Source organism: Streptomyces sp. NPDC050121, from assembly GCF_044460385.1.
GTDB lineage: Bacteria > Actinomycetota > Actinomycetes > Streptomycetales > Streptomycetaceae > Streptomyces > Streptomyces soliscabiei.
Genome location: NZ_JBITJV010000063.1, coordinates 22885 through 39501 on the forward strand (window position 1 = coordinate 22885; position 16617 = coordinate 39501).

Annotated in this window: 16 protein-coding genes and 1 pseudogene; 8 read left to right on the forward strand and 9 right to left on the reverse strand. The window is 71.0% G+C overall.

The genetic code is table 11. The features are described 5' to 3' along the window. Positions 1-428: 428 nt before the first annotated feature. Both ACIBTS_RS46245 and ACIBTS_RS46250 read left to right on the forward strand, forming a co-directional pair. Entirely contained in the window at positions 429-1928 is a 1500-nt protein-coding gene (locus tag ACIBTS_RS46245; RefSeq protein ID WP_399327512.1) for an ATP-binding protein, read from the forward strand. A 533-nt stretch (positions 1929-2461) separates the two neighbouring features. Further along, positions 2462-3133: a CBS domain-containing protein gene (locus ACIBTS_RS46250; protein ID WP_399327514.1), complete on the forward strand. Its 672-nt coding sequence runs from the start codon at positions 2462-2464 to the stop codon at positions 3131-3133. Between the two features lie 136 nt (positions 3134-3269). Here the strand turns inward: ACIBTS_RS46250 and ACIBTS_RS46255 are convergent, their stop codons facing one another. Next, positions 3270-3800, reverse strand: coding sequence for an HPP family protein (locus ACIBTS_RS46255; RefSeq protein ID WP_399327516.1), 531 nt, complete (start codon positions 3798-3800; stop codon positions 3270-3272). 38 nt (positions 3801-3838) lie between these two features. Next, positions 3839-5797 carry an ATP-dependent zinc metalloprotease FtsH gene (gene ftsH / locus ACIBTS_RS46260; RefSeq protein WP_399327518.1) on the reverse strand — a complete coding sequence of 653 codons (1959 nt, stop codon included), beginning with the start codon at positions 5795-5797 and terminating at the stop codon, positions 3839-3841. A gap of 265 nt (positions 5798-6062) precedes the next feature. Here ftsH and ACIBTS_RS46265 point away from each other — a divergent pair, with 265 nt between their 5' ends. Further along, on the forward strand, positions 6063-6863 hold the full coding sequence (locus ACIBTS_RS46265; RefSeq protein WP_399327520.1) for a sigma 54 modulation/S30EA ribosomal C-terminal domain-containing protein: 801 nt from the start codon (positions 6063-6065) through the stop codon (positions 6861-6863). Positions 6864-6890: 27 nt separating this feature from the next. On the opposite strand, the gene ACIBTS_RS46270 is transcribed toward ACIBTS_RS46265, so the two are convergent. Then, positions 6891-7052, reverse strand: a complete 162-nt coding sequence (locus tag ACIBTS_RS46270; protein ID WP_399327544.1) for an MBL fold metallo-hydrolase RNA specificity domain-containing protein — start codon at positions 7050-7052, stop codon at positions 6891-6893. Next, complete coding sequence (locus ACIBTS_RS46275; RefSeq protein ID WP_399327546.1) at positions 6988-7377, reverse strand: MBL fold metallo-hydrolase; 390 nt, start codon at positions 7375-7377, stop codon at positions 6988-6990. Before ACIBTS_RS46275 ends, ACIBTS_RS46270 begins: the two co-directional genes overlap by 65 nt. 423 nt (positions 7378-7800) lie before the next feature. Between ACIBTS_RS46275 and ACIBTS_RS46280 the strand changes: the two genes are divergently transcribed. Further along, the gene (locus ACIBTS_RS46280) at positions 7801-8799 is read left to right on the forward strand and encodes an alpha/beta fold hydrolase (RefSeq protein WP_399327522.1); all 999 of its coding nucleotides are present in this window, start codon (positions 7801-7803) and stop codon (positions 8797-8799) included. A 61-nt stretch (positions 8800-8860) separates the two neighbouring features. Here the strand turns inward: ACIBTS_RS46280 and ACIBTS_RS46285 are convergent. Together ACIBTS_RS46285 and ACIBTS_RS46290 are read right to left on the reverse strand one after the other, a co-directional pair. Continuing rightward, a pseudogene (locus ACIBTS_RS46285) lies at positions 8861-9307 on the reverse strand (nicotinate phosphoribosyltransferase); the annotation flags it as partial. 30 nt (positions 9308-9337) lie between these two features. Continuing rightward, a complete protein-coding gene (locus ACIBTS_RS46290; protein ID WP_399327524.1) occupies positions 9338-9649 on the reverse strand; it encodes a hypothetical protein in 312 nt (103 codons plus the stop codon). A 128-nt stretch (positions 9650-9777) separates the two neighbouring features. Between ACIBTS_RS46290 and ACIBTS_RS46295 the strand changes: the two genes are divergently transcribed. Continuing rightward, positions 9778-10167, forward strand: coding sequence for a hypothetical protein (locus ACIBTS_RS46295; protein ID WP_399327526.1), 390 nt, complete (start codon positions 9778-9780; stop codon positions 10165-10167). A 77-nt stretch (positions 10168-10244) separates the two neighbouring features. On the opposite strand, the gene ACIBTS_RS46300 is transcribed toward ACIBTS_RS46295, so the two are convergent. Then, a complete protein-coding gene (locus tag ACIBTS_RS46300) occupies positions 10245-10661 on the reverse strand; it encodes a thioesterase II family protein (protein WP_399327548.1) in 417 nt (138 codons plus the stop codon). Positions 10662-10860: 199 nt separating this feature from the next. On the opposite strand from ACIBTS_RS46300, the gene ACIBTS_RS46305 reads away from it, so the two are divergent. Next, positions 10861-12105, forward strand: coding sequence for an MFS transporter (locus ACIBTS_RS46305; protein WP_399327528.1), 1245 nt, complete (start codon positions 10861-10863; stop codon positions 12103-12105). 62 nt (positions 12106-12167) lie between these two features. Here ACIBTS_RS46305 and ACIBTS_RS46310 read toward each other — a convergent pair whose 3' ends face one another. Next, complete coding sequence (locus tag ACIBTS_RS46310) at positions 12168-12953, reverse strand: thioesterase II family protein (RefSeq protein WP_399327530.1); 786 nt, start codon at positions 12951-12953, stop codon at positions 12168-12170. A 40-nt stretch (positions 12954-12993) separates the two neighbouring features. Next, positions 12994-13683 carry a FadR/GntR family transcriptional regulator gene (locus ACIBTS_RS46315; RefSeq protein WP_319343453.1) on the reverse strand — a complete coding sequence of 230 codons (690 nt, stop codon included), beginning with the start codon at positions 13681-13683 and terminating at the stop codon, positions 12994-12996. A gap of 190 nt (positions 13684-13873) precedes the next feature. On the opposite strand from ACIBTS_RS46315, the gene leuA reads away from it, so the two are divergent. Together leuA and ACIBTS_RS46325 are read left to right on the forward strand one after the other, a co-directional pair. After that, positions 13874-15673: a 2-isopropylmalate synthase gene (gene leuA, locus ACIBTS_RS46320; protein ID WP_399327532.1), complete on the forward strand. Its 1800-nt coding sequence runs from the start codon at positions 13874-13876 to the stop codon at positions 15671-15673. Further along, entirely contained in the window at positions 15670-16479 is an 810-nt protein-coding gene (locus ACIBTS_RS46325; protein ID WP_399327534.1) for an ABC transporter ATP-binding protein, read from the forward strand. The genes leuA and ACIBTS_RS46325 overlap by 4 nt, the downstream gene beginning before the upstream one ends. Positions 16480-16617: the final 138 nt, after the last annotated feature.

Sequence of the window (16617 nt, forward strand, 5' to 3'; positions counted from 1 at the left end):
TCCGCGTACTGGGCGTACGCGGACGACCCCGACAACGCGGCGAGGCGCCGTGCCAGGCGTCGCGGGCCAGACGGGACTTTCGAAACACGCCCTAGCTCCGCCGAGGTCTGAGTACGGTGAACAGGACAGCTTCCGGGCCGTCGGTCGTGGCACCCACAGCATCCGAGAACGGCGCCGCGGCACTGTCCTGACAACGAAATCACCGCAGCCCGCGCCCTCAGCATCACGGATGGCGTCGAGCCTGGCGCCAGGGCGTCCGGCGCATGGTTCACGTGCCGCCAGGTCATGGACACGGGATTGACGGACTGAGGCCGCAGGCGGGGGAAGGGGGAGCACGGGACCTGACCGTGCGTGGCCGCACATGTCGCGGCGTCCGGCGTTCGACGTTGTACTGGTGACAGGAGCGCTGCCGAGCGAGGGGAGCAGCCGTGTCGCCTCCCGACGTTTCTCGTCCCGCGAAGCCTGAGACGGTTTTCAACCGCGACGCCGAGTGGGACGCACTTGTCGCCTTCGCCTGTGACACCCGGCCCGGAGCCGGCCTCGCTGTCGTGTCGGGACGGTTGCGGCAGGGCAAGACGTACCTCCTGGAGGCACTCACCACGGCCCTGGGCGGCTTCTACTTCGGGGCGCAACAGGCGGCTCAGGCCGAGTCCCTGCGCAGCCTTGGCGACGAGCTCGCCCGCTACGGGCACACAGCGCCGCCGAATCACTGGCGCGGCTGGGAGGACGCCATCGACGCCCTGCTCGCGCTGGGCGACCGGCGGCCTGTCCCGGTCGTCGTCGACGAGTTCCCCGACCTCGTACGGCAGAGTCCCGAGCTGCCCTCCGTCATCCACAGCGCCTACCGGCGGCTGCGCGACGCGGGGCGGGACAACCGTACGCGCCTGCTGCTGAGCGGGAGTTCCCTGCCGGTGATGCACCGGCTGTTCAGCGCGTCCTCACCTCTGCGCGGGCTGGCCGATCTGGAGCTCACCCTTCGTCCGCTGGACTTCCGACAGGCCGCACGGTTCTGGGGCATCGACGATCCCGGCCTCGCCCTGCTGGTCCACGCCGTCGTGGGCGGAACCCCCGCCTACCGGCGCTACGCCGGAGACGACACCCCCAGCCGGCCGGACGACTTCGACGCCTGGGTGTCCAGAACCGTCCTCAACCCCCAGACCCCGCTGTTCCTGGAGACACATCACCTGCTGCAAGAGGAGACCGACCACTGGGACCGTGCGCTGTGCCATTCCGCGCTCGCCGCCATCGCCTCGGGCTGCTCGACACAGGGCGCGATCGCCGAATGCCTCGGCACTCCGCTCACCGACGCCTCACACTGTCTCGCGCTCCTGCAGTCAAACGGTCTGCTGTACAGCGAGCCCGATGCCTTCCGTCCGAACCTCATCCGGCTGCGCATCGCGGAGCCGCTGCTGGCCTTCGAACACGCGGCTGTCTGGCCCCATCGCTCGGCGCTGGCGCAACAGGACGCCGTCGAGGTCTGGCGGCGCGTACGTCCCGTCTTCGACTCCGCGGTGGCCGGCCCTCATTTCGCCCGGATCTGCCGGGACTGGGTCCTGGACTTCGCCGACCCGGCGGTCTTCGGCGCGCACCCCGCGACCGTGGCCCACGGCTCACTTCCCGGCCCGGCACGCCTTGCCGGGCCGGACGCAGAAGACGCAGCAGCGGAAGTGGTCGTCCGCGGCCGGGCCGACGCCCGTCCCGGGCCCCTGCTTTCGGTGGGAACGGCGCGCTGGGACGAGGTCATGGACCTGCACCACCTGGAACACCTCCGTCACCTCCTCACCCTGCTCGCCGCCCGCGGCGAGGACGTCACCCACACCCGGCCCGCCTGCTACAGCTCCGCCGGCTTCACTCCCGCGCTCCGCGCGGTCGAAGCCGAGGGACATGTGGTACTCGTCGACCTCGACCGGCTGTACCGGGGGCAGTAGCCCGGCAGCAGCGGCGAAGCGCGCGGTGCCCGGCGTTGATCCGGTTCAGCCGGGGATCCCGCTTGTCGTCCCTGCCCGGGCCAGGCACAGGCTCCTCCCGGCGTTCCCGGTGGACCGGTTCCGGACCGCCAGCGATGGGCTGCCAGCGGTCGGCGAGCCGGGCCTCGATGCCGGGCATCGTGGTGTACTCCAGATCCCGAACGACTGCAGTTCCGGGATCTCTGGGGCAACGCCGAGCGCCAGGTGTCAGCCCTGGGGAAGGCGTTCCCTGCGCCAGTGGCCGTGGCCGCCCGTTATGGCGGACAGGCAACCAGTCAGGCAGCGGCGCCGATGACGCCGGTGATCGAATCGGCCCCCTGCGAGGCGCCGGGCCACGAGCCCGGGCCGGTGCCACTCGGCGGAAGCGGCCGGGCGCGGTCCTCGCGCCCGCCCCGCCTGGTCGCCCAGGACACGTGAGCGGTGCGCGCGCTCTCCAAGGGGCGGACAGTGGAGAGAGGACCTGTGCCGCGAGCGTCCGAGGAGGGAGCGGTGACATGCTGCATCGATTGGTCGAAGACCTCATGACCACGGCTGTGGTGAGTGTGCGGCGGGACATGGGCTTCAAGGACATCGCCCAGCACCTCGCGGAGCACGACATCACCGCGGTACCCGTCGTCGACGACCAGGGCCGTCCGGTCGGCGTGGTGTCGGAGGCGGACCTGCTGCGCAAACAGGAGAGCCAGGTGGATCCGGGCGGACATCTGACCACCGCGCACCTGCTGCCCGCGGAACGCGCCAAGGCCCTGGCGCTGACCGCCGAGGGGCTGATGACCAGCCCAGCCGTCACCGCGCGACCGCAATGGTCGGTCGTGGAGGCGGCCCGTGCCATGGCCCGTCACCACGTCAAACGGCTGCCCGTCGTGGACGATGCCGGTCGGCTGGTGGGCCTCGTCAGCCGTGGTGACCTCGTGCACGTCTTCCTGCGGCGAGACCTCACGATCCGGGAGGAGATCACGACGGATGTCCTGGCCCGGACCCTCGGCCTGGACCCCGGCGCGGTCACGGCCCAGGTCACCGACGGACGGGTGACGCTCAGCGGCACCGTGCCGCAGGAGAGCCTCATCCCCATCGCGGTACGCCTGTCCGAAAGCGTCGACGGGGTCGTCGACGTCACGAGTCGCCTCCGCGCCGAGACCGACACGACAGCCGATGCACCACGGCGGTGACCGCCTTCGCGCCGCGGACGAGGTCACTGCCGCGATCACCGTTTTCGAGAGGACGGTCCACGGGCCGTCACCGTTCGGCCCTGGCGCTGCTCGTCCGCCCCTGGTGCAGCCGCGGTTGCTGCTCGGTGGTGGGCGGTCAGGGCACCGCCGTTCCACGGTAGCCCCGCCGGGGCGGGAGCCCGGGCAGCACCGTGGGCGGGGCCTGTGGCCGTGTGTCGGCGGGTTCCTTCCGCACCGGGCGACCGGCGAGGGCCGCGACGATGTCGGCTGCGGTCAGCACCCCGGCGAGACGCCCGTCTTCCGCCAGCACCGGGAGGGCGTCGGCTTCGGTGTAGCTCATGAGGTCGGCTGCGTGGCGTACGGTCTGCTCGGCGTGGACGAGCGCGGGCCTGTGGGCGGGCAGGAGTTCGTCCACGCGCAGGCCGGACAGCGAGGCGGCTGGTGCCGCGCAGGCGACCGCCACGTCGGCCCTGTCCAGCAGGCCGGCACAGCGACCGTCCGGACGTACGACCGGAAGGTGACGGGAGCCGGATCGCTCCAGCAACTCCCAGGCCACGAGCACGGTTTCGTCGACAGCGATCGTGACCACAGCGGTGCGCATCACGACGGCGACCGTCCGCGCCAGGACCTCCTGCTCATCGTGGACCGCCCCCGGCTGCTGTTCCATGGCTGCCACCTTCCTTGTTCGCGGGCGTCGCCGCGGCGTCACGGGGAGGGCGTCGGTTTCCCTGCCGCGGCGGGGTGGTGGCCGTCCGGTCGCTGCTGCTGTTGCTGGAGTACGTCGAGGACCACGGATCCGTCGACGGTCTCGCGGATGGTGAGCAGTTCGGCCAGGGCCTCCAGCGCCTTGCGGTGTTCGCTCAGCAGGGCCACGGCGCGTTTCTCGGCTTGCCGCACCAGGCGGGATGTCTCCTCGTCGACGATGTGCTGGGTCTGCTCGGAGTAGGGCCGCCGCAGGGTGTCCTCGGTGCTCTCGCCGCCAAGGTGGTGGGGGGCGCCAGAACCGTATCCGACGGGGCCGAGGGCCGGGGACAGGCCGAACTCGCGGACCATGCGGGCCGCGATCTGGGTGGCGCCGGCCAGATCGTCGGCCGCGCCGGTCGAGCCCTCGCCGAAGACGACCAGCTCGGCTGCCCGGCCGCCGAGCCGGACAGTGAGCAGGTCGGTCAGGTAGCTCTCGCTGTACAAGTGCCGTTCGGCCTCCGGGAGCTGCTCGGTAGCCCCCAGCGAAGGCCCGGCGGGCAGGATGGTCACCTTGGCGACCGGGTCGGCGTGCTCGCACAGGGCCGCCATCAGCGCGTGTCCCGACTCGTGGACGGCGACGGAGTGCCGTTCCTCCGGGAGCAGGGCGTTGGTGGACTCCCGCCGCCCGAGCAGGAGCCGGTCCCGGGCGGCATCGAGGTCCTTGGCGTCGATGACGGCACCGCCGCCGCGGACGGCGTTGATGGCGGCCTCGTTGACCAGATTGGCCAGGTCCGCGCCGGAGAAGCCGGGTGTGGCCCGGGCGACGGTGTCCCAGTCGACGTCCGGGGCCAGGGTCTTGCCGCGGGCGTGGACGGCCAGGATCGCCGCCCGCTCGGCCTGGTTGGGCAGCGGCACCGTCACGTGCCGGTCGAAGCGGCCCGGGCGCAGCAGGGCGGGGTCGAGGGTCTCGGGCCGGTTGGTTGCGGCCAGCACCACGATGCCGCTGGCCTGGTCGAAGCCGTCCATCTCGGCCAGGAGCTGGTTGAGGGTCTGCTCGCGTTCGTCGTTGCCGCCCATCCGGGCGCCCCCGCCGCGACGGCTGCCGACGGCGTCGATCTCATCGATGAAGATGATCGAAGGCGCCCGCTTGCGTGCCTCGGCGAAGAGGTCGCGCACCCGTGAGGCACCGACGCCGACGAACATCTCCACGAACGCCGAGCCGGTCACCGACAAGAACGGGACCTCCGCCTCGCCGGCCACCGCGCGGGCGATGAGGGTCTTGCCGGTGCCCGGCGGCCCCACCATGATCACACCACGTGGTCCCTTGGCCCCCGCGATCGCATAGCGCTCGGGGCTGCGCAGGAAATCGACGATCTCGCTGATCTCCTGCTTGACCCCCTCATAGCCGGCGACGTCCTCGAAGCGGGTGGTCGGCCGCTCGGTCTCGATGATCTTGGCGCGGGCGCGCCCGATGGCGCTGAGCCCCCCGCCCAGTGTCCGGGCCGCCCGGCGGCCGCTCCACAGGATCAGGGCGACGATGAACAGCAACGGCAGGAACAGCAATAGCAGCGTCCCCCAGGGGCTGCCGCTGCTGCTCTGGGACGCGGTGATCTCCACGTTCTTGGACTGCAGCTGCTGTTCGAGGCGGCTGTTGTCCAGGGCGGTGGGCATCCGCGTGGTGAACTTCGTACCGTCCTTGAGGCTGCCCTTGATGGCGCCCTTGTCGTTGATGTCGACCGTCTTGACCTGACCGCCGGTGACCTTGCCGACGAACTCGCTGTAGGAGAGCGACGCGCCCTCCTTGGGTGAGGGGACTCGCATCAGCACCACGAGGAGCAGGGCCAACGTGGCGACGGGCAGCAGCCAGCGTGTCCAGGAAGGCGTCGGCGAAGACGCCGGCGGCTTGGGCGGCTCACGTGGAGGGCCCGGCTTGGCCGAGCGTGACAGATGCCGCCCCGGCAGACGGACTGATGTGATCACCGGACGGCTCCCTTGACGGAAGGCGGAAGGACGAACCTCGGGCGAGACCGTCCCCGGAATGACCGTGGGCGGGCGTCCCAGTTCCAGGATCGACGCTTTTCGCGCCGTTGGCAGAATCGAAGGCACCGAGTGGCGCCGTTCCCGCCTCGGCTCGCTGTGTGGCCCCGGCCCGGAGAAGGTGGCCGACCGGAAGCAAGCGCCTTCGGCCTTCCGCGCACGGGTAGTGGGGGTTAAGTCTGGAAAGTGACACTTGGAGGAGGTTGCCATGAAACGATCCGCACCCCAGCAGGCCCCCGAGGTCCAGGTGGAGACCCGCGGGCAACTGCCACCGGACGCGACCGCGTATGCGCGCGACAAGATACAGGCCGTCCTCGGCCAGACGCGGGAACCGGTTCTGTTCGCCCGTGTGAGGCTGGCCCGTACGGCGAACCCGGCCGTGGAGCGGCCGGTGATCGCCCAGGCCAACCTGGACGTCAACGGCCGGCCCGCCCGTGCGCACGTTGCGGCGAGGTCCGCCACCGAGGCCGTGGACCTGCTCCAGGACCGGCTGACCGTACGGCTGGCCCGGCTGGCCGAGCACTGGGAGGCCCGCCGGGGCCGGATGTCCGTGCCCAGTCCGCACGAGTGGCGGCACGGCAGTGAGCCCACCCACCGCCCCGATTACTATCCGCGACCGGCCGAGGAGCGGCAGGTCGTCCGCCACAAGTCCTTCTCCCTCGCCCGGGAGACACCGGACGAAGCGGCCTTCGAACTGGAGTCGATGGATTACGGCTTCCATCTGTTCACCGACGCCGACTCCGGCGAGGACAGCGTGCTCTACCGTGTGGAGCCGACGGGCTACCGGCTCGCCCAGGTGCACCCCCACCCGCGCCCGGACGGCAACGTGTCCGTACCACTGACCGTCAGCGAGCTCCCGGCGCCCCGGATGAACGTGGCCGAAGCAAAGCAGCGGCTGGACATCACCGGATTCCCGTTCGTGTTCTTCGCCGACGACAGCACCGGCCGCGGCAACGTCCTCTACCACCGCTACGACGGCCACTACGGCCTGGTCACACCCGCCGCGTAGCAGCCCTCGAACACACGCTGGTGGTGGCTACCGGACGAGCACGCGTTCGCCGGAGCGCGGCACGACCGCGTTCCAGCCAAGCTCTTCGTCGATCCGGTCGCGGAGGGCCTGGGCGGCGTCCGGCTCACCGTGCACGAGGTAGGTGGCAGAGGGCGCAAGGGCACCGCCGTCGCGCAGCCAGGCGATGATTTCGGCCGCGTCTGCATGGGCGGAGAAACGGTGCCGCCCCGCGCTCCTGCAGCAGATGGGCACTGTCGCGCAGGACGATCTCGGCCAGCCGGGCGGTGTTCCCGGTGGCGAACACCCGCCCCTTGAAGCCCTGTCGGACCAGGCGGGGAAGGTAGCCGCAATGGTCCAGATGGGCATGGGTGACCACCACCGCATGGACCGTGTCGACATCGGCCGACAGCCTCCGCCAGTTGCGGCGCCTCAGCTCCGCGATGCCCTGGAACAGCCCGCAGTCCACCATGACCCGCGCGTGATCGGTCTCCACCATGAACTTGGACCCGGTCACCGTACCGACTCCGCCGAGAAAGCTGAGCAGACCCGGCCTGAGGTCCGGTGGGTCCGCGACCGGGCGACCTATGTCCCTCGTGCCCATGAGGATCGCCTCCTCCTGCCGCGAGCGCGACGTGAAACCACTGTCCCACCGTCTGGTATGCACCGGCACGGCAGCAGGCTCGTGCACAGGCCGATCGGCCCCAGCGGTGGGCGTCGGTGGTCGCGGGCCGACATCCCATGAGTACCTGACGAAGCGCTTTCCGCAGCTGGCCCGCCGCCGGGTGTCAATCCGTACGGTGGGCGGCGGCCTCAGCCGCGATGGCGCGACTCCCCTGGCAGGGGTTCGCCGCGCGGCATGGAATGCGGCGTTGGCATACGATTTGTTTAGCGCTGACTTCTGATGAAGGAGTGCTCACGGTGAGGTAGGTGTCCGACGATGACCCTGATCTCTGCGTTCGCCGCCGCCGCAGATCGGCCGGGCCGCTCTGTGCGGGCGGCGGCGGGTTATCTTTGCGACCGGCTGATCGCCACACAGCCGGAGCCCGAAGGCGGCCGTTGGCGCGAGAACGGAGAGGTCGTTGTCCCGGCAAGGACGGCGTCGTTCGTGGAGGGCCATGCCGCGGGTCTGGAGCCGGTGACAATAGCGTACGAGCAGCAGGGGACCGGGGAGCCGCTGGTCCTGCTGCATGGCGTGGGGCATCGGCGGCAAGCCTGGGATGCGATCGTGCCGCTGCTGGCCGGGCAGCGGGAGACGATCGCCATGGACCTGCCCGGGTTCGGAGAATCTCCCGACCTGGATCCGACCGTACCGCGCGATCTGCAGACAGCTGTGGCCTGGCTGGGTGCCGTGCTCGCCGAGCTGGGCGTGGAGCGGCCGCACGTGGTCGGGCATTCGCTGGGCGGACTGATCGCTCTGCATCTGGGCCAGGCCGGGCTCGCGCGCAGCGTGACGGCCCTGGCGCCGGCGGGATTCTGGACCGATGCCGAGCGGCGGTACGCCTACGCCATGCTGGCCGCGGCCCGACACAGCGTGCGGCTGCTGCCGGATACGGCCATGGTCCGCCTGGCGCACACGGCGGCCGCACGGACCGCGCTGGCCGGCACACTCTACGGCCGACCGGACAGGTGCCCGGCCGAGACGCTGATCGCCGATCTGCGGGCGCTGCGAGACGCCACCGCCTTCGGCTCGACCCTGCGGGCGGGGCGGACACCGGGCCTGTTCACTGGGGACATCCCCGATGTACCGGTCACCATCGTCTGGGGCGCCCGCGACCGCATCCTGCCGCCCCGGCAGGCCACTCGCGTCCAGGCCATGATCCCCGGAGCCCGGCTCGTAGAGCTGCCCGACTGCGGCCACATACCCATGAACGACGCACCCGACCTCGTCGCTCGCGTGGTCCTTGAGACGACCCCGTCGGCCCCCGAGGAGCAGTAAGCGGCCTCGCGTGAAAATGCCGCGGTTCCACGCTCCGTGGTCGACCAACTCAACGCGGGTCGACCGGGTGTCCCGCCGCGGCCAGGACGCACCGTGCGGCCTTCGAGGCGATCGTGGTCTGGTGGCTGACCTGGTTGAGCACGTACGTCTCGACCAGCTGTGCCCGGGGGAGCGAAGCAGTCACCTCCAGCAGCGGCTCTCCCGCGAGGACGATCCGGCCCAACGGCACCGCCCGCACCTGACCGGTGAACTCCATGCCCAGCAGCGGCGCCAGATCGCGCGGCGGCCGGTGCAGCGCCGAGGCGAAGGAGTCGACGTTCTCGGGGCCGACCCGGAAGCCGGACAGGAAGTCGAGCGACGACTCCAGGCCGGCGGCAACCAGAAAGCCGCGGTCGGGCGGCATGTCGCGGACGAACAGACTGAACGTCGCCGGGCCAGTCATCCCCTCCCGCAGGTACGACATCGCCATCGTGACCTCGTACAGATCAGTGGTCGTCACCTCGGACATTCGGTGTCACCTCCTGGGCACCCCGGCCTGTCACCTGTGGAACCGCGCAGACCACGAGGGCTCCACCAGGTCCCATTCGGCGTCCCACTGCACGTACCGTCTGCGGTCCAGCCCCAGACGCATGCCTTTTCCCGCAGCGACGAAGCAGGCGTGCACGCCGACCGCTGTCATGCCGCCCATCAGCCAGCCGGTGGCCTTCGCGTTGTCCGCGGACATGGCGTAGTTGTCCGTCGCGGTGCCCTCCGGGATCCGCGTGATTTCTGCCGGGTGCAGTCCGTACCCGGTGACCAGTTCGGCATCGCACGGGCGGGGCGTAGGGCCGACCGGCGGGCGCCGCGGCACCGGGTAGGGATGCTCTTCGCATACAGTGCGGGCGCGCAGGCGTGCACGTGGTTCGCCGTGAGGCGATCTTGGACGCCTTCGTTCTCGTCTCCGCAGGCATCCCTCGGGCAGCACCACCAGGAGGAACAGTGTCATCCCCGCAAGTGATCACCCCCGCGGACAAGCTCGCCGAGGCGAAGAAGCAGCTGAACTTCCCGCGTATCGTCGCGATCTGCGGCTCCACCCGTTTCATGGCCGAGATGGCCGAGGCCGATCTGCGGGAGACCAAGGCCGGGAGAATCGTCGTCAAGCCGGGCTGCGACCTGAAGTCGCCGCATGAGCTCTGGTCCGATCCTGTCGAGGCCGAGGCGCTGAAGATTCGGCTCGACGAGCTGCACCGGTCGAAGATCCTTCTCGCTGATGAGGTGCTCGTGGTCGGTGACTACATCGGAGACAGCACCCGGTCCGAGATCGCCTACGCCCGGTCGCTGGGCAGGCCCGTGCGGTTCACGCACCTCGAAGTCGACCCCGACGCCTGAGGGCTCGCCCCCGCATCCTCCGCCAGCACCCCGTTGCAGTTGATCGTCTGGCGGGTGGCGTGGTGGTGAGAGCGGGCTCACGGAGCTGCGGAGGGCATCGCGGCCGTGATGGCGGCGGCGAGAGGCTGCTGGTGGTTCGTCAGGTAGAAGTGGTCGCCGTCGTACCTCTCGAGTCCGCGGAAGTGCGTCGTGAACGCTCGCCAGGCAAGGAGACGGTCCTCGCTGATCAGCTCGTCGTGCAGGCCCGCGAATACCGACAGCGGGACGGGCAGCGGCTCGGGGCTGCGGGAAGGAGTCCAGGTGTCCACGAGTTTGAAGTCGCTGCGGAACACCGGGGCGAACTTGTGCCAGACGTCGTCGTTGTCGAGGAGCTGCGGTGGGCTGCCGCCGCCGCTCCGCAGCCACACGCGCAGTTCGTCGTCGGCCGTCAGGTGAGGGCGGTTGTCGGCATTTTTCCGCCACCCAACCGCCGTCCAGCCGGTTGTTTCTCGGATATCGAGACAGGCCCTCGCGAGGGCCCAGAGGCCTCATTGACTTTGCTGCTGCGGACGGGAAATCCTCGTGCCGACCGTAGCCGTCCGACATGAGGGGGGTCTGATGCAGCCCGGACACGAGGCTTCGCTTCGGAGAACGGACGAAGGGGCCGGCGTACCCGACGGGTCCTCAGGGGCGGCATCGCGGCGGCGGGTGGCGGTGGCCAGTTTCATCGGCACGGCCATCGAGTTCTACGACTTCTACATCTACGGCACCGCCGCCGCGCTCGTCGTCGACGAGGCGTTCTTCCCCAACCTCTCTCCGGTCAGCGGCGTGCTCGCCGCCTTCTCCACCTATGCGGTGGCCTTCGTGGCCCGGCCCCTCGGCTCGGTCCTGTTCGGCCACTTCGGGGACCGGGTGGGCCGCAAGTCCGTGCTCGTCACCTCTCTGCTGCTGATGGGCCTGTCGACGGCTGCGGTCGGTTTCCTCCCGACGTATGGCACCTGGGGAGCATGGGCGCCGGCGCTCCTGGTGCTGCTGCGCTTTCTGCAGGGCCTCGGGCTCGGCGGGGAATGGGGTGGTGCGGCCCTGCTGGCGGTGGAGCACGCGCCGTCCGGCCGCCGGGGCCGGTACGCCGCCTACCCCCAACTCGGCCCGTCCGTCGGCTTCTTCGCGGCGACCGGCGTCTTTCTGCTGCTGTCCACCACGGTCAGTGACGAGGCGTTCCGGGGGTGGGCGTGGCGGGTGCCGTTCCTGCTGTCCCTCGTCCTGGTGGCCGTGGGCCTGTTCGTCCGGATCCGGATCAGCGAGACCCCGGTCTTCCAGAAGGTGCTGGCGGACCGGCAGGCGAGCCGGAGCCCGTTCGCCGACGTCGTACGCCGGTGTCCGCGGGAGCTGCTGCTCGGATCCGGCGCGATGATCGTGGCGTACGGCCTGTTCTACACGGCCACCACGTACTGCCTGTCGTACGGAACGAAGACGCTCGGTGTCGGCCGGACCACCATGCTGCTCGCCTCCATGGGGGCCGTCGTCTTCCTCGCCGCCGGAACATGGTTCGCGGCGACGCGGTCCGACCGGCTCGGCCGGCGGCGCACGGCGCTGACCGGCACCGTCGGGGCGGCGGTGTGGGGCCCGCTGCTCTTCCCGCTGCTGGACACCGGCCGGCTGCCGCTGATCGTCGTCGGGCTGGGTGGCGCCCTGCTGCTCATGGGCGTGATCTACGGACCCATGGGGGCGTTCCTGCCGGAGCTGTTCCCTGCGGAGCTGCGGTACTCCGGCGCCGGTCTCGCCTACAGCCTGGGCGGGGTGGCGGGCGGCGCGGTCGCTCCGCTGGTGGCGACCCGCCTGCAGTCCGCGTTCGGCTCGGCGTCGGTCGGGTGGTACGTCAGCTTCATGGCCCTCGTGTCGTTGGGCTGTCTGCTGGGTCTGCCGGAAACCCGCGAACGCGAGCTGGTGGAAGGTTGAGCCCGGCGCCCCGGCACCGGCACGAACCGGCTGAGGCCGTGGGGCTTGTGCCGGCCGCCGGGTCATGGACGCGCGTCGAGCGCCCACTCGTTCGTCATGACTCCGCGGAGGATGTCCGCCACGTCCTCGGCGCGCTCGTTGGTGAAGAAGTGTCCCCCGGGCAGCTCGTGCACGCGCAGAGTCGAGGTGGTGTGCCGCTCCCACGCCCGGACGCCGGGCGGGTCGGTGAGAGGGTCCGTGGTTCCCGTCAGCACGACGACCGGACAGTCGACGGCCGAGCCGGCCGTGGGCCGGTAGCGGCTGTGCGCCATGAGGTCACCGCGGATGACCGGCAGGAATATCTGGCGCAGCACCGGGTGCTCCAGCAGTGCGGCGTCCGCGCCTCCCAGCGATCCGATCAGCTCGACCAGCGGCCCGTCCGGGTCGCCCGAGTCGTCACCGACGGGGTCGTCCAGGACGGGCAGCCTGATGCGCGAAGGGGCGGGATGCCCGGAGGCCACCAGCACGAGCCGCCGCTGGTCGGGCACGCGCCGGACGACCTCGTAGGCCACCGCCGCCCCCAGGCTGTGGCCGAAGAGGAGCAGCGGTCCGTCCCCGCGGACCGGGGCGAGCGCTTCGGCCACCTGGTCCGCGAGGACGTGCACATCGGTGAAGAGAGGCTCGCGCCCTCGTTCCGCCCGCCCCGGGTAGCGCACGCACGCCGTCCGGGCGGTGCCGGCCAGCCGCGCCGCAAGGTCCCGGTAGGAGTCGGCGGAGCCGCCCGAGTGCGGGAAGAAGAGGACCGTCCAGGACGTGGCGGGTGACGCGACGGAGGCAAAGGACCGTATCCACGGTTCGGCATCGAGCACGGCTACCGCTCTCTGGGAGGACGACGGACGACGACGCGGATCAGAGGGAGTGGAGCAGGGCGAGGGTCTGCTGGAGTTCGTCCCGCAGTGCCCGTCCGGCCGCCTCGGCATCCCCCTGCACAACGGCGTTCACCAGGACGGCGTGTCCCGCGTCGCCGTGGTTCGGATTGTCGGAGCGCAGGCTGAGCAACTCGACGAGATCGAGCAGCCGTCTCTGGAGCACCGGCACGAACTCGGTGAACAGGCTGGTGAGGACCGGGTTGTGGGCCGCGGCGACCATGACCCGGTGCAGGGCGATGTCGGCCTCGACGAACTCGGCGTTGCCGGCGTTCGCGGCGTCACGGCGCCTGGCCAGGGCATCGTGGAGGGCGGTGATGTCGTCCTCGGTCCGGCGCTGCGCGGCCAGCTGCGCGGCCTCCACCTCAAGGAGCATCCGCACCTCGTAGACGTCGGTGATGACCGCTTGGCGGAGCTGGGTGGACCAGTCCTCCTTGGGCTTGGTCGCGATGACGAAGACTCCGGCACCCTGGCGTGCCTGCACCAGTCCCGCGCCGGCCAGTGCGCGCAGGGCCTCGCGGACGGTGGAGCGTCCCACGCCGAGGGACTTGGCGAGGGCGGTCTCGCCGGGGAGCTTCGTCCCCACCGCCCACTCGCCGCCGGTGATCTGCTCGCGCAGGTGTTCCGTGGCCTGTTCGACCAAGGGGGACGGCCGCAAGGCACCTAGTGACATGTGAGGTTCACCTTTCCACACCTCTCGGGTTGTCTGAGGAGCTGAGTTGTCGTTACTGTACCTCGCATGCTGCTGCACGAGCTCCTTCTCCTCGGCTGCCGCTGCGGGGCCTGACACGACCGGCACCCCGCAGCGGGGTTCGGGGCTGCGCCGGTCGCACGATGGCCGACCGAAAGAAGTTCAGCACACCATGGCTGCTCCCTCTCAGAGCACGGCGTTTCCCACCCTGCGCACCCCCGCCGGTAACGTCCCGGCGGACGCGCCGCGCTGGAACCCCCAGCGTCCGAGCGCGATGCCGCACCACCGTTACCAGCCCGCTCACCAGCGGGTCGCCCTGCCCCTGACCGAACGCACCTGGCCCTCGCGCCGGCTCGAGCGGGCCCCCCTGTGGGTGCCGGTCGACCTGCGCGACGGCAACCAGGCGCTGGCCGAGCCGATGGACACCGCGCGCAAGCGCCGGATGTTCGACCTCCTGGTCACCATGGGCTTCAAGGAGATCGAGGTCGGCTACCCGTCCGCCAGCCAGACCGACTTCGACTTCGTACGGCACCTGGCCGAGAGCGGCACCGTCCCCGACGACGTGACCGTCTCCGTGTTCACCGCGGCCCGCGAAGACCTGATCGACCGGACCATCGCCTCCGTCGAAGGTCTCCCCCGCACCCTCGTGCACCTCTACACCGCGACCGCGCCCACCTGGCGGAACGTGGTCCTGTCCCGCTCCCGTGCCGAGGTCCACCGGCTGATCCTGGACGCGGCCGGCTACCTGCTGCGCAAGGCCGAACAGCGGCCGGGCGCCGACATCCGGTTCGAGTTCTCCCCGGAGGTCTTCAACCTCACGGAGCCGGACTTCGTCCTGGAGGTGTGCAACAGCGTGACCGACCTGTGGGAGGCGAGCCCCGACCGGCCGGTGATCCACAACCTGCCCGCGACCGTGGAGATCGCCACGCCCAACGTGTACGCGGACCAGATCGAGTACATGGACCGTCACCTGGCGCGCCGCGACTCGGTGATCCTCTCCGTCCACCCGCACAACGACCGCGGCACCGGCGTCGCCTGCGCCGAACTCGCCGTGCTGGCAGGGGCGCAGCGCGTCGAGGGCTGTCTGTTCGGCAACGGCGAGCGCACCGGGAACGTCGACCTGGTGACCCTGGCCCTCAATCTGTACGCGCAGGGCGTGAACCCGATGATCGACTTCTCCGACATCGACGCGGTGCGCGAGGTGGTGGAGCACTGCAACCGGCTGCCGGTCCACCCCCGCCACCCCTACGGCGGCGACCTCGTGCACACCGCCTTCTCCGGCACCCACCAGGACGCCATCGCCAAGGGCATGGCCCATCACGCCAAGCAGGCCGCCGAGCAGGGCCTCGCCGCCGAGGAGGCACCGTGGGCGGTGCCGTACCTGCCCATCGACCCGGGTGACATCGGCCGTACCTACGAGGAGGTCATCCGCATCAACTCCCAGTCCGGCAAGGGAGGCATCGCCCACCTCCTGCACACCCACCACGGGCTGGACCTGCCCCAGTCGATGCGCCCGGACTTCTCCCGCGCCGTGCAGCACGTCACCGACTCCACCGGCCAGGAGCTGAGCCACAAGGAGCTGTGGGAGCTCTTCCGCACCACCTACATCGCCCCGGCCCTGGACGGGTCCATCGCCCTGGCCTCCTGGAACGCCACGGAACCCGCCCCCGGCGAACACCGGTTCACCTGTGCCCTGCGCACCGGTGGGCAGGAGCACTCCTGCCACGGCACCGGCAACGGACCGCTGTCCGCCCTCGCCGACGCCCTGCGCACCGTGGGCATCACCGTCGACATCCTGGGCTACACCGAGCACTCCACCAGCACCGGGCCGGGCAGCCCCGCCGTGGCCTACGCCGAGTGCCGGGTGAACGGCGTGACCCGCTGGGGCGCGGGCTGGGACACCTCCGTCCTGACCGCATCGGTCCACGCCGTCATGGCCGCCGTCAACCGCTGCGAACAGGCCTCCAAGTGACCACAGCACCGGTACTGCACGCGCAGGACGTGGAGGTCGTCCGCGACGGCAACGCGATCCTCAGTGATGTGTCGCTGACCGTACGGGCCGGCGAGCACTGGGCGCTGCTCGGCCCCAACGGGGCGGGCAAGACCACCCTGCTCGCTCTCCTCGGGGCGCTCGCCCACCCCACGCGCGGCACCGTCGAGGTACTGGGCCACCGGCTGGGACGGGTCGACATGCGCCAACTGCGCTCCTCCGTCGGACATGTCAACCCGCGGCACGACCTGCGCTCGGCCCTCAAGGTCCACGACGTGGTGCTGACCGGCGTCACCAACTCCCTCGAACGCATCCCCCGATGGACTCCGGCCCCCGAGCAGGTCGCCCTCGCCGACCGCCTCATCGAGCTGCTCGGCCTCGGCGACCGCCGCGAGGCACGGTGGCCGACCCTGTCCCAGGGCGAGCGGGGCCGTGCGCTGATCGCCCGAGCGCTGATGCCCAGTCCGCGGCTGCTGCTGCTCGACGAACCCGCGACCGGTCTGGACGTCGCAGGCCGCGAGCAGCTCATCGAGCGGCTCGACACGTTGCAGCACACCTGTCCGGACCTCTCCTCGGTCCTGGTCACCCATCATCTGGAAGAGCTTCCTCCCGGGACGACCCATGTGCTGCTGCTGCGCGACGGGCGCCCTCTGGCCTCCGGGCCCGTCGAGGAGGTCCTCACCAGCGACCAGGTCAGCAAGTGCTTCGACCATCCCATCCGGCTCACCCGCACCGACGGACGCTGGAGCGTGACGGCCCGCCGTGCGCACCGGCCGCCCGCCGGCTGAGGCGGCCGGGGGGGGGGGGGGGGGGGGGGGGGGGGGGGGGGGGGGGGGGGGGGGGGGGGGGGGGGGGGGGGGGGGGGGGGGGGGGGGGGGGCGGCGCGGGGGCCGCGGGGGGGGCGCCGGGGGCGCGGGCCGCCGCGC